A 12,542-nucleotide genomic window follows, 5' to 3' on the forward strand; every position below is an offset into this window, starting at 1 on the left:
TTTCATTCGATTGCTAAATACGTCGACTATTCGTGAGAACCGCGATTGTCGTTCTGTCCAGCGTGACGCTTGAGATCGTTTTCGGTTTACCGCGAAACGCGAACGGCTCGCGCCTCCGGGGAGACGCGAGCCGTTCGGGACCGATGATCGATCAGTGGCCGACCGGTGGTCGATCAGTGACCGTGGCCGTGGCCGTGACCCTGGCCGCCGGCGGCCGGGGCCTCCTCCTCGGGCTTGTCCACCACGAGGGCCTCGGTCGTCAGCAGCATGCCGGCGATGGAGGCCGCGTTCTGGACGGCCGAGCGGGTGACCTTGACCGGGTCGATGACGCCCTGGCCGATCAGGTCGCCGTACTCGCCGGTGGCGGCGTTGAAGCCCTGGCCGACGGGCAGCTCGGTGACCTTCGCCGTCACGACGTAGCCCTCGAGACCGGCGTTCTCCGCGATCCAGCGGGCCGGCTCGACGAGCGCCTTGCGGACGATGGAGACGCCGGTCGCCTCGTCGCCGGTCAGGCCCAGGTCGTCGAGGACCTTGGCGACGTGGATGAGCGCGGAGCCACCGCCGGAGACGATGCCCTCCTCGATCGCCGCGCGCGTCGCCGAGATGGCGTCCTCCAGGCGGTGCTTCTTCTCCTTCAGCTCCACCTCGGTGGCCGCGCCGACCTTGAGCACGCAGACGCCGCCGGAGAGCTTGGCGAGGCGCTCCTGGAGCTTCTCGCGGTCCCAGTCGGAGTCGGACTGCTCGATGGCGAGCTTGATCTCCTTGACGCGGTCGGCGATCGCCGAGGCCTCACCGGCACCGTCGACGACGGTGGTGGAGTCCTTGGTGATGACGACGCGCCGGGCGGTGCCCAGCACCTCCAGGCCGACGTGCTCCAGCTTGAGGCCGATCTCCTCGCTGACGACCTGGCCACCGGTGAGGATGGCGATGTCCTGCAGCATGGCCTTGCGGCGGTCGCCGAAGCCCGGCGCCTTGACGGCGACAGAGGTGAAGGTGCCACGGATCTTGTTCGTGACGAGGACCGCGAGGGCCTCGCCCTCGACGTCCTCGGCGATGACGAGCAGGGCCTTCTTCGTCTGCGCGATCTTCTCGAGCAGCGGCAGGAAGTCCGAGACCGAGGCGATCTTGCCCTGGGTGATCAGGATGTAGGGGTCCTCCAGGATCGCTTCCATGCGCTCCTGGTCGGTCACCATGTAGGGCGACAGGTAACCCTTGTCGAACTGGAGACCCTCGGTGAACTCGAGCTCCAGGCCCATGCTGTTGGACTCTTCGACGGTGATGACACCGTCCTTGCCCACCTTGTCGAACGCCTCGGCGATCAGCTCGCCGATCCTGGCGTCCTGCGCGGAGATCGTCGCCACATTCGCGATCTCCTTCTTGTCCTCGACCGGGCGGGCCGACTCGATGAGCCGGTCGCTGACGGCCTTGGCCGCGATGTCGATACCGCGCTTGAGGGAGAGCGGCTGCGCTCCGGCGGCCACGTTGCGCAGGCCCTCGCGGACCATGGCCTGGGCCAGGACGGTCGCGGTGGTGGTGCCGTCACCGGCGACGTCGTTGGTCTTGGTCGCCACTTCCTTGGCCAGCTGGGCGCCGAGGTTCTCGTACGGCGCCTCCAGCTCGACCTCGCGGGCGATGGTTACACCGTCGTTGGTGATGGTGGGCGCACCGAACTTCTTGTCGATGACGACGTTACGACCACGCGGGCCCAGCGTCACCTTGACCGCGTCCGCGAGAGCGTTCACGCCGCGCTCGAGAGCTCGGCGCGCGTCCTCCTCGAACGACAGGGTCTTCGGCATGACAATCCTCTCTATAAGTACGTCGGCGCATCAAAGCCCCGGGCGCTGTCGCGACCCGGGGCTCGATACGTCATCTTTGTGAAGTTGAGAATTACTTCTCGATGATGGCGAGCACGTCACGGGCGGAGAGCACGAGGTACTCCTCGCCGTTGTACTTCACCTCGGTGCCGCCGTACTTGCTGTAGAGGACCACGTCGCCCTCGCTGACGTCGAGCGGAATGCGCTTCTCGCCTTCCTCATCCCAGTTGCCGGGACCCACCGCGAGGACCTTGCCCTCTTGCGGCTTCTCCTTGGCGGTGTCCGGGATGACCAGACCGGAAGCGGTGGTCTGCTCGGCCTCAAGCGGCTGGACCACAATGCGGTCGCCGAGCGGCTTAACGGGAACCTTGGTGGCGGTCGTCACGTCGGACCTCCCCTTCAGATGTGAACGATCTAGAAGAGGCGACCAGCGGTCTGCCGTCGCGGGTGTCAGACCTGCCTCGTCGCATGTATTTGGCACTCTCACCGGGAGAGTGCCAATACGGAACAGTATGCAAGGTGGCCTTGACAGTCAACACGAAGCACCCCTTCTGCGCTTCACGCGAACGTCAAGCCAGGTGGAAGCCCCTCGCGAACCCTTACGGCTGAGGCGGTAGCGTCGGCCGGTGTGAATCTCGACGCATTCCGGGAACTCCTCACCCCGCGCGGCCAGGAGGCCCTGGACGCGGCGGCCGGGACCGCCGGCGACGACCCGGTGGCGGCGGTGACCAGACTGAGGAAGACCTACGACGCGGACCTGACCTCCGCGGCGCTCACGCAGGCCACGCTCCGGCTGCGCGCGCGGGAGAAGTTCGGGGCCGACGCCGATCTCATGTACTTCACCCGGACCGGCCTGGAGCAGGCCACCCGCCGGGAGGTCGCCGACCACCGGGCGCGGCGCGTCCCGGCGGGCTCGCGGGTCGCCGACGTCTGCTGCGGCATCGGCGGCGACCTCCTCGCCCTGGCCAGGGCCGGGTGCTCGGTGGAGGCCGTCGACACCGACCCGCTCACCGCGGCGATCGCCCAGGCCAACGCGGACGCCCTGGGCTTCGGCGACCGGGTCTCGGTCCGCGCCGCCGACGCCTCCACCCTGGACCCGGCCGCCTTCGACGTCCTGTTCGCCGACCCGGCGCGCCGTACGGTGCGGGGCAGGACCTTCGACCCGATGGGCTACTCGCCGCCCTGGCCCGCCGTGCTGGGGATGGTGGCCGGGGCCGGGGCCGCCTGCCTGAAGGTCGCCCCCGGGATCCCGTACGAGTTCGTCCCTGAGGGCGCGGAGGCCGAGTGGGTCTCGTACAGGGGCGACGTCAAGGAGGCCGTGATCTGGTGCGGCGCGCTGGCGGGCGAGACGGGGCGCCGGGCCACGATCCTGCCCTCGGGCGCCACGATGACGCCCGACCCCGCCCTCGGCGATCCCGCCACCGGCCCCGCCGGCCGCTACATCTACGAGCCGGACGGCGCGGCGATCCGGGCCCACCTGGTCGCGGAGATCGCCGCGGCGGTCGGCGGGCACCTGCTCGACCCGCAGATCGCCTACATCACCGGCGACGCCGCGGTGCCGACGCCGTGGGCGTCACGGTACGAGGTCCGCGAGACGCTGCCGTTCTCGCTCAAGCGCCTGCGCGCGGTGCTCCGGGAGCGCGGCGCGGGGAATGTGACGATCAAGAAGCGGGGCTCCGCGGTGGACGTCGACCGCCTCAGGAAAGAGCTCCGGCTTTCCGGTGACGAATCCGCGGTGGTCATTCTCACCCGAATCGGCGACCGGCCGTTCGCTTTCGTGTGCGACCCCCTCTGACCGGCCGGATCGATCTCACATAACCGGCCGGATCAGCCCTGGTTGACCAGCCAAAATAGTCAATTCTTCCAGCCAACCGGCAATTCCTCTCTTTTAATCTCGCCGCCGGAAAACCTTGATCCAGGGGCTAAGGTTGCCGGGCGGGAGTTCTCTCTCACCTGCGGTTTCATCTCGTTCATCGGCAAATCCCATCAAATCCAACCGCGCGGCTGAGCGTCGGCGAGTGAAGGAGCTCTCGGTGGATCACTCCGACCACACCCTGCTCCAGGCAGGCAGCCAGACCGCCATCTCCGACCGGATGCGCGAGCTCCTCGCCCGCGCGGCGCAGGACCACGTCTACGAGCAGCGGACCCAGGGCGCGGTGCTCGACGAGATCCGGCAGCGCCTGGAGGGCATGGAGTGGCTGCTGCGCGAGGTCAGGGAGCGCGAGATCGGCGGGCTGAACGGCACGCTGGAGTCCGTCCACGGGCGCCTGGACGACATCGCCGCCAAGCCGCCCTCCTGGGCCGAGGGCCTGGCCCAGCACGTCGAGGCGGTGCGCGACCACGTCGACGCCGTCGGCGAGCGGGTCGACTCCCTCGGCCGCCGGGTCGACACCGTCCGCGACCGGGTCACCCCCCTCGGCGAGCTGCCGAGCCTGTGGACCGACCTCGGCACCGTGGGCGAGAGCGTGGACGAGGCCCTCACCCGCCTGCGGGCGATCTCGGACGGCACGCTGGGCCTCGACGAGCAGGTGCGGCAGCTGGCCGAGCACCTCGGCAGGCTCCAGGCCGACATGGGCATCGCGGCGCACCGGTTCAGCCGCCTGGACAGGGCGCTGGCCGACCTCTCCCAGCGCGCCGGGCGCGTCGAGGCGGGGATGCTCGACCTGGCCGCGAGCGTCCAGCAGGCCGTCGGCACCGCCGCCGACCGGATGCTCGCCGCCGTCGAGCAGGTCAACGGCAAGGTCGACCTGGTGAGCGGCAGGGTCGAGCAGGTCGGCGCCAGGGTTGAGCAGGTCAACGGCAGGGTCGAGCAGGTGGGCGCCAGGGTCGACCTGGTCGTGCCCAGGATCGACGAGCGCGCCGCCGCCGTCGAGAACCGCATCGACAGCCGCATCGACCGGCTCGACGGCCACCGCATGGCGGCCGGCGGCCGCTTCGACACCCTCGAGGAGCGCCTCGACGACATCGAGGGCCGCCTCACCGGCCGGATGGACGTCATCGACTCCCGGCTGTCCACGCTGGACGGGCACGCGGAGAAGTCCACCGAGCGCCTGGAGAGCCTGGACGAGCGCCTGGAGGTCCTGCCCGCCGTCCTGGGCGTCGGCGCGCTCATCGGCGACCAGACCGACGAGCAGCGCGAGCGTTTCGACTCCCTGGACGAGCGCGTCATCCGGGCCGAGGCCGCGCTGGCCCCGCTGGCCGAGACCCTCCGCGCCCTGCCCGACCGCGACCAGCTCTCCGAGGCGCTGAGCGAGACCGTGGAGCCCGCGCACACCGACCTCACCCGCCGCCTGGGCGCCCTGGAGGAGACCATGCTCGCCCTGGCCGAGGCCCTGCTCCGCCCCACCAGGGGCGACAAGGACTGACTCCCGGGGGCCCCGGCTCCGGGTGCCCCCGGCCCCGTACGGCCGTCGTCAGCCGGCGTGAGCGGCGCCGTCCCTGTGGCTCCCGTCGCCTTCGACGGTTTTCGCCTCGCGGCACAGGTTGACCCTCACCGTGGAGAGCAGGGCCAGCAGTTCCTCGATCTGCCGAACCGTCAGCCCATGGGTCATCCGGCGATGGACCTCGGCGAGGACCCGGTTCACCTCGGGACGGAGCGCGTGCCCCCTGGGCGTGACGTCGACGATGCTGATCCGCCGGTTGGCCGCGTCGGGCCTGCGGCTGACGAACCCGCCGCGCTCCAGGCGCTGCAGGGTCTTGGTCATGGTGGACACGTCGATGCCGACTATCTTCGCCAGGCTGTTCTGCGACTGGGGGCCGTTGTCCCACAGGGCGATCATCACGCGCTCCTGGCCCGGGTAGAGGTCGATCTCCCCGAGAAGGCCTGCGAGCAGCACGCGATGGCCGCGCGTCGCGGTGGCCATCAGGCAGTTGAGGTCGCTGTCGGACTCGCCGCAGTTCCTGATGGCCTCACCGTACGCCCCGGCGGCGTCCCCGCCCCCGTCTCCCGTCACGCCCCTGACCACGCCCTCGGCCCCGTGCTCGATCGCGTCCCCGGCCGTGGCGTCCTCGCAGGCCGCCAAGCCCTCGGTCGCGTCGCGCTTCTCGTCGATCAGCGGCTCCGCCATGTTCAGGTCCTTCCGTCCTTCCCCAGACTACCGGTTTGCATGTTGGCCGACCAAGTTGTAAAACTGCATATTGGCTAGCCAAGTTGGCCAGCCAAAGAAGGAGTCGTCATGCCTTTCACACCGTTCTCGCTCGCTGGTCTCCAGCTGCCCAACCGCCTGGTGATGGCACCCATGACCCGGTCACGGTCCTACGTCGACGGGATCCCCTCGTCGCTGAACGCCCTTTACTACGCCCAGCGAGCCTCCGCGGGCTTGATCATCAGCGAGGCGATCCAGCCCAGCTCCGCGGGGCAGGGCTACATGAACACCCCCGGCCTGCACACCGACGAGCAGGTGGCCGGGTGGCGCGAGGTCACCGACTCCGTCCACGCGGTGGGTGGCAGGATCTTCGCCCAGCTCATGCACTCCGGCCGGATCGGCCACCCCGACAACAGCGGCCACCTGCCCATCGGGCCGTCCGCCGTGAGGCTTGAGGGCCAGATCTTCACCCCCTCCGGCATGCAGGACAACCCCGCCCCGCTCGAACTCACGGCCGCCCAGGTCGAGTCGACCATCCAGGACTTCGCAGACGCCGCCGAGCGCGCCGTGGACGCGGGCTTCGACGGGATCGAGCTGCACGGCGCCAACGGCTACCTCGTCCACCAGTTCCTGTCGCAGAACGCCAACCTGCGCGAGGACCACTTCGGCGGGTCGGTGGCCAACAGGATCCGCTTCGGCGTGGAGGTCTCGCGGGCGATGGCCGACCGGATCGGCGCCTCCAAGGTCGGCGTCCGGTTCTCGCCCGGCAACGGCGCGGGTGGTCTGGTCGAGGACGACATGCACGAGGTCTACCCGGCGCTGGTCTCCGAGCTCGCCGAACTCGACCTCGCCTACCTGCACCTGCTGCCCAGCGGCGTCGACGACCTCGACCAGCGGCTCATCAAGTCCTGGCCGAACGCCCTGATCGTCAACGACACCTCGATCAGCGACCCGGCGGCCCGGATCGAGCGGTGGCTGGGGCGCGGCGCCGACCTGATCGCACTGGGCGCGTCGTTCATGGCCAACCCCGACCTGCCGATCCGCCTGCGCCTCGGCGCCGAGCTCAACGAGCCCGACCACACTGCGGCCTTCGGCGGCGACCACCGCGGCTACACCGACTACCCGGTGCTGGCCCTGCACTCCGCCTGAAACACCCCGCGCACTCCGCCCAGGACACCCGCACTCCGCCCATGACACCCCGCACTCCGCCCGGGACACCCCGCCGGGAAGAGCCCGCGCAGCCGCCGCCCGACGGGGGCGCGACGGCCGGACGGGCACGCGTGACCGGCGCACCCCCCACGAGGGACGAGCCCGTCAGACGTGGACGGTGGTGATGGGCATCGAGGAGTCGGCGGGGATGTCCAGTCCCGACGGCGTGATGCCGGCCGCCACCAGGTCGGAACCCAGGGCGGCCACCATGGCGCCGTTGTCCGTGCACAGCCCGGGGCTGGGGACCCGCAACCGGACACCGGCCGCGTCACAGCGCTCCTGGGCCATCGCCCGCAGCCGGGAGTTGGCCGCCACCCCGCCGCCGATCAGCAGGTCCTGGACGTCGTACTTGGCGCACGCGCGCAGCGCCTTGCGGGTCAGCACGTCGACGACGGCCTCCTGGAACGACGCCGCCACGTCGGGCACGTGGACCGCCTCGCCCGCCTTCTCCCTGGCCTCCACCCACCGGGCCACGGCCGTCTTCAGGCCGGAGAAGGAGAAGTCGAGGGTCCCGTCGTCGTACTTGCCGCGCGGGAACGCGATGGCCGCGCCGGAGCCCTCGCGGGCCACCCTGTCGATGTGCGGGCCGCCGGGGAACGGCAGGCCCAGCACCCTGGCCACCTTGTCGAACGCCTCGCCCGCCGCGTCGTCCACCGTGGACCCCAGCGAGATGACGTCCCTGGCGACGTCGGGCACCAGCAGCAGGGACGAGTGCCCGCCGGAGACCAGCATGGCGATGCAGGGCTTGGGCAGGGCGCCGTGCTCCAGCTGGTCCACCGCGACGTGGGCGGCCAGGTGGTTGACGCCGTACAGCGGCACGCCCAGGCCCAGCGAGTACGCCTTGGCGGCGGCGACGCCGACCAGCAGCGCGCCGGACAGGCCGGGCCCCGCGGTGACCGCGATGGCGTCGATGTCGGCGAGGCGCATCCCCGCCCGCCCCAGCGCCAGCTCGACGGTCGGGGTCATCGCCTCCAGGTGCGCCCTGGAGGCGACCTCGGGCACCACCCCGCCGAAGCGGGCGTGCTGCTCGACGCTGGAGGCGATGGCGTTGGCCAGCATGGTGTGCCCCCTGACGATGCCGATCCCGGTCTCGTCGCAGGAGGTCTCGATGCCCAGGACCACCGGTTCGTCACCCATGGAGATCCTTCCTCATCATGATCGCGTCGGTGCCGTCCTCGTAGTAGCGGCGGCGCACGCCGATCCGCTCGAACCCGAATCTGTCGTAGACGGCCTGCGCGCCCGGGTTGTCGGCGCGCACCTCCAGGAAGACCGACACGGCGTCCCGGCGGGCGGCCTCGGCGAGCAGCTCGGTCAGCATGGCGCCGCCGACGCCGGTCCGGCGCCACTCGGCCAGGACGGCGATGGTCTGCACGTCGGCCTGGTCCCCCGCCGCGGCGAGGCCCGCGTAGCCGACGATCACGTCGTCGACCAGGGCCACCACGTAGTGCCTGGTCCTCGGCTGGTCGTTGAGCTCGCCGCGGAGCATGCCCTCGCTCCAGGCGTCGGCGGGAAAGGTCTTCCGCTCGACCTCCATGACCGCGGGCAGGTCCTCAGCGGTCATCCGGCGCAGCACGACGGTCATGTGGAGACCCTCTTCGGCGCCGAGGGCACCTTGGCGTCAGGGCGGCGCAGGTAGATCGGGCGGGGCGGGCCGAGCACGGCGTCCGGGGCGCCCGTGGCGCCCGGTTTACCGAGCTGTCCGGCCGCGAGTGCCGCCATCGCGCCCGCGTGGGGATACTCCGGCGCGTCCAGGATTCGGGAGGCGCCGACGATCTCGGCGTACATCCGCGCGCCCGCGCCGACCAGCGGGAGCTCGCCGGGCAGATCCTGGGGCCGGTCCACCGCGGGGCCCGACAGCCGGGTGCGCGCGTCCCGGTAGTGGCCCCAGAACACCTCCTTGCGCCGGGCGTCGGTGGCCACCAGGAACGGCTCGGCCAGCCCGCTGCCGTACGCGAGCGCGTCGAGGGTGCACACCCCGTACGCCGGGACGCCCAGCGACGTCGCGAGGGCCTGGGCGGTCACCAGACCGACCCGGAGGCCTGTGTAGGGACCGGGGCCCGAGCCCGCGACGACGGCGGTGACGTCGCCGAGCGAGACTCCGGCCTCCCGCAGGACCGTCTCGATCGTGGGCACGAGCAGCTCGCCGTGACGGCGCGCGTCGACCGTCGTCGACTCGGCGAGGACCCTCTCACCGTCGTGCAGAGCTGCGGTGACGGCGGGGGTGGCGGTGTCAAAGGCCAGGACCAGCACGAACAGTTAGCCTATCCCGTCCCGCGGGGTCTCCGGGGCACCTCCCCCGGGCGAACCCCGCGTTCAGGTCTTGACCAGGGTGGCGTAGACGATGAGGTTGTCGCGGTACTCGTTGCTGTCCCAGTCGAAGTCGCCGCCGCAGGTGATCAGCCGCAGGCCGTCCTCAAGATAGACCTTGTCGGCGGGGAAGCGGTGCTTGCTGATCTGCTCGATCGTGTCCACCCGGTACTGGGCCACCTTGCCGTCGCTGCGCACGACCTTGATGACCTGCCCCTCCCGCATGTCCTTGAGCTTGTAGAAGACCGCGGGCGCGGTCTTGGTGTCCACGTGCCCGAGGATCACCGCGGACCCCTGGTCGCCGGGGACCGCGCTGTCCTTGACCCACCCCGCGACGTTCGGCTTCTCGTACGGCGGCAGGTCGACCCGGCCGTCCGTCACGCCGAGTTTCATCAGGGGCGCCTTGATCCCCAGGGACGGGATGTCGATGCGGCTGGGCACGATCGAGGTGCGGGCGGGCGCCTTCTCCTTCTCCGTGACGTCACCGCCCCTGTTGCCGAACGCGACCATGACGGCACCGGTGATCACTCCGGCCAGGACGATCCTGGACCAGCGGGTTGAATCGGCCATCGAGGACTACGAACGGCGGCGACGCACGACCGCGATGCCGATGCCGCCCGCCAGGGCGAGGGCGAGCAGGACACCGGTCGTGCCGATCGGGGCGCCCGAGTCGGCGGGGCCTCCGGCCGCGGTGCCGCCGCCGCCCGTACCCGGCGCCTCGGTGCTGATGATCGTCCTGGTCGGCCTGGAGGTGGGCTCGGAGGAGGGGGTGGAGCTCGGCTCGGTGTCGGCCACGATCCTGAGGTTGGCGCTGCCGGTGTCGTTGGTCCCCTCGCACCTGGCGTTGACCTCGTGGACCCCGGGGGCGGTGCCCTCGGCGACGGTGGCCTGGCCGCGCACCCACGGGCGCGGCGTCGGGGTGGCGGTCGAGGCGGGGTCGGGCGTCGGCGTCGCGAGGATCGGGTCGAGGGTCACCGGGGTGCGGAAGATCCGGGAGGAGGCGGTGCCGCGATGCTCGGGGCCTCCCTGCGGGATCGGGCAGTTGGCCAGGATCCACACCTTCTGCCCGGCCTTGGCACGGGCCGGCTGGAGCTGGACCTCGATGTCCTGCCGGCTGATGCCGGAATCAGGCGGGGTTGGGGTGGGGGTGCCGGACGGACCGGCCGTTTCGGCACCCGCCGAGCACCCGACCAGTCCGAAAAGGACGATGGCTCCCAGAACCGCGACACGCTTGACGCTTGGCACCGTCGAACTCCACTTCGCCCTCCGGCCGACGACCCTCGCCCGGCACGATTTCCCACCTGTTCCCCATTAAACATGGGCAAACCCGCCAGAGTCGATCATCACGCCTGACGATCTAGACCAATGGGGCGTAGTGCCAGCGTGCCAGGATTTCTCCGGCTTCGTAGGCACATCAGACGACACTGTTCAGATGACTTGACGACTCCCGGCGTCAGCGGCGCCGGTGCCGCCCCTGACGAGACGAGACTGTTCGGATGACTTGACGATTCAGACGACGCCGTGCCAGCGCGGTCCGACCCCTCGGAGGGTCACGGTCCGCTCCTCGCCCGGCTCGCCGGACGCGCCCCTGCCGATGAGGATCTCCAGCCGGTCGTCGGCGAGCCCCTCCACCAGGCCCTCGCCCCACTCCACGACCGTCACCGACTCCTCCAGCGAGGCGTCCAGGTCCAGGTCGTCGACCTCCAGGTCGCCCCCGAGGCGGTAGGCGTCGACGTGGACCAGCGGCGGGCCCCCCGAGAGCGAGGGATGCACCCGGGCGATGACGAAGGTCGGCGAGGTGATCGGGCCGCGCACCTTGAGCCCCTCGGCGATCCCCTGCACCAGGGTCGTCTTGCCCGCGCCGAGCGGGCCCGACAGCACCGCCAGGTCTCCCGGGCGCAGCAGCGCCGCCAGCTCCTCGCCCAGCTCCCGCATGTCCTCGGCGGTCGCCACGATTCTCACCGCTTCGTCACTCCTGTCGATGCCTCTCGGTGTCTCACAACGCCTCTTCCGGACCCCTGGGCTCACTCGTCCAGGTCGCCGGCGTCGGCCGCGTCGGCGGCCTCGCCCGCGTCCACCCGCTTGAGCAGGTCGTGCAGAGCGTCGTTGACCACGTTAGGACGCTCCAGCTGGACCAGGTGCGAACTTTCCGGAACCTCGGTGAACCGGGCGCTCGGCAGCGCCGCCGCCATCGCCCTGCTGTGGTCGACGGGCGTCAGCCAGTCCTTGTCGCCGACCATGATGGAGGTCGGGACCTCCTCCAGCACGCGCAGCGCGCTCAGCTTGTCGTGCGACATCAGCGCCGGGTAGAACTCGGCGATCACCTCGAAGGGGGTGGAGCGGATCATCGACTCGGCGAAGTCGACGACCGTGGGGCTGACGTTCCTGGAGTCGCCGAAACCCAGGTATCGCAGGGCCAGGAAGGCCACGTCATTGCCGACCTGGCGGCTCTTGTCGACCAGCGAGCCGCCGCGCCTCAGGATCGACACCGTGCTCGGCGTGACCCTGTGCACCGCCTTCGACAGCAGGGCGGGCAGGCCCAGGGAGATCTCGCCGAGCTTGCCGGTGGAGGTGGAGATCAGCGCGACGCCCCTGATCCTGTCGCCGAACAGCTCCGGATGCCGGTCGGCGAGCGCCATGATCGTCATGCCGCCCATGGAGTGGCCGACGAGCACGCACGGGCCGGGCACCAGCGCCTCGATGATCTCGGCCAGGTCGTCGCCGAGCCGGTCGATCGAGCAGTCCTTCATCGGGATGCGCGGCGAGCGGCCGTGGGAGCGCTGGTCCCACAGGACCAGGCGGTGCGTGCCGCCCAGGTCGCGCCGCTGGTAGTGCCAGGAGTCGAGGTTGAGCGTGTAGCCGTGGCAGAAGACCACGGTCAGCGGGGCCTCCTCCTGGCCGTCGACCTCGACGTAAAGGGGGACGCCGTCGGAGGTGGTGACCGTGGTGGGGCGGCCGCGCAGCTCTCCGAGCGGCTCGCTCGCCTCCAGGTCCGGGCGGAGCCTGATGCGCCCGACGGCGTACCGCTTGGCGAGGGCCCCGGCGGCCACCCCCGCCGACGCGACACCGACGATCGCGCCCGCGATACCGACCCTGCGCCGTCTGGTACTACTCATGCGACCCCCTG

13 protein-coding genes are annotated in these 12,542 nt (G+C 70.8%); 3 read left to right on the plus strand and 10 right to left on the minus strand.

The genetic code is table 11. The features are described from left to right. Positions 1–173 precede the first annotated feature (173 nt). Positions 174–1,796, minus strand: coding sequence for a chaperonin GroEL (gene groL, locus AC5L38_RS30285; protein ID WP_495246239.1), 1,623 nt, complete (start codon positions 1,794–1,796; stop codon positions 174–176). A 91-nt stretch (positions 1,797–1,887) separates the two neighbouring features. Further along, a complete protein-coding gene (groES, locus tag AC5L38_RS30290; protein WP_329090052.1) occupies positions 1,888–2,199 on the minus strand; it encodes a co-chaperone GroES in 312 nt (103 codons plus the stop codon). Between the two features lie 243 nt (positions 2,200–2,442). On the opposite strand from groES, the gene AC5L38_RS30295 reads away from it, so the two are divergent. Beyond that, the gene (locus AC5L38_RS30295) at positions 2,443–3,609 is read left to right on the plus strand and encodes a class I SAM-dependent methyltransferase (RefSeq protein WP_495246240.1); all 1,167 of its coding nucleotides are present in this window, start codon (positions 2,443–2,445) and stop codon (positions 3,607–3,609) included. Between the two features lie 238 nt (positions 3,610–3,847). After that, positions 3,848–5,179, plus strand: a complete 1,332-nt coding sequence (locus AC5L38_RS30300; protein WP_495246241.1) for a hypothetical protein — start codon at positions 3,848–3,850, stop codon at positions 5,177–5,179. 48 nt (positions 5,180–5,227) lie between these two features. On the opposite strand, the gene AC5L38_RS30305 is transcribed toward AC5L38_RS30300, so the two are convergent. Next, positions 5,228–5,881, minus strand: coding sequence for a MarR family winged helix-turn-helix transcriptional regulator (locus AC5L38_RS30305; protein WP_495246242.1), 654 nt, complete (start codon positions 5,879–5,881; stop codon positions 5,228–5,230). Positions 5,882–5,989: 108 nt separating this feature from the next. Here AC5L38_RS30305 and AC5L38_RS30310 point away from each other — a divergent pair, with 108 nt between their 5' ends. Next, the gene (locus AC5L38_RS30310) at positions 5,990–7,048 is read left to right on the plus strand and encodes an alkene reductase (protein ID WP_495246243.1); all 1,059 of its coding nucleotides are present in this window, start codon (positions 5,990–5,992) and stop codon (positions 7,046–7,048) included. A 165-nt stretch (positions 7,049–7,213) separates the two neighbouring features. Here the strand turns inward: AC5L38_RS30310 and tsaD are convergent, their stop codons facing one another. From tsaD to AC5L38_RS30345, 7 genes are all read right to left on the minus strand, one after another. Continuing rightward, entirely contained in the window at positions 7,214–8,245 is a 1,032-nt protein-coding gene (tsaD, locus tag AC5L38_RS30315; RefSeq protein ID WP_495246244.1) for a tRNA (adenosine(37)-N6)-threonylcarbamoyltransferase complex transferase subunit TsaD, read from the minus strand. Next, positions 8,238–8,690 carry a ribosomal protein S18-alanine N-acetyltransferase gene (gene rimI / locus AC5L38_RS30320; RefSeq protein ID WP_495246245.1) on the minus strand — a complete coding sequence of 151 codons (453 nt, stop codon included), beginning with the start codon at positions 8,688–8,690 and terminating at the stop codon, positions 8,238–8,240. Before rimI ends, tsaD begins: the two co-directional genes overlap by 8 nt. Beyond that, positions 8,687–9,358: a tRNA (adenosine(37)-N6)-threonylcarbamoyltransferase complex dimerization subunit type 1 TsaB gene (tsaB, locus tag AC5L38_RS30325; protein WP_495246246.1), complete on the minus strand. Its 672-nt coding sequence runs from the start codon at positions 9,356–9,358 to the stop codon at positions 8,687–8,689. The genes rimI and tsaB overlap by 4 nt, the downstream gene beginning before the upstream one ends. A gap of 63 nt (positions 9,359–9,421) precedes the next feature. After that, positions 9,422–9,985, minus strand: a complete 564-nt coding sequence (locus tag AC5L38_RS30330; RefSeq protein WP_495246247.1) for a class F sortase — start codon at positions 9,983–9,985, stop codon at positions 9,422–9,424. Positions 9,986–9,991: 6 nt separating this feature from the next. After that, positions 9,992–10,660, minus strand: coding sequence for a hypothetical protein (locus AC5L38_RS30335; protein WP_495246248.1), 669 nt, complete (start codon positions 10,658–10,660; stop codon positions 9,992–9,994). 264 nt (positions 10,661–10,924) lie between these two features. Next, complete coding sequence (tsaE, locus tag AC5L38_RS30340; RefSeq protein ID WP_495246249.1) at positions 10,925–11,377, minus strand: tRNA (adenosine(37)-N6)-threonylcarbamoyltransferase complex ATPase subunit type 1 TsaE; 453 nt, start codon at positions 11,375–11,377, stop codon at positions 10,925–10,927. A gap of 62 nt (positions 11,378–11,439) precedes the next feature. Further along, positions 11,440–12,531, minus strand: coding sequence for an alpha/beta fold hydrolase (locus AC5L38_RS30345; RefSeq protein WP_495246250.1), 1,092 nt, complete (start codon positions 12,529–12,531; stop codon positions 11,440–11,442). Positions 12,532–12,542 lie beyond the last annotated feature (11 nt).

The sequence above is a fragment of the Streptosporangium nanhuense genome, from assembly GCF_059358815.1.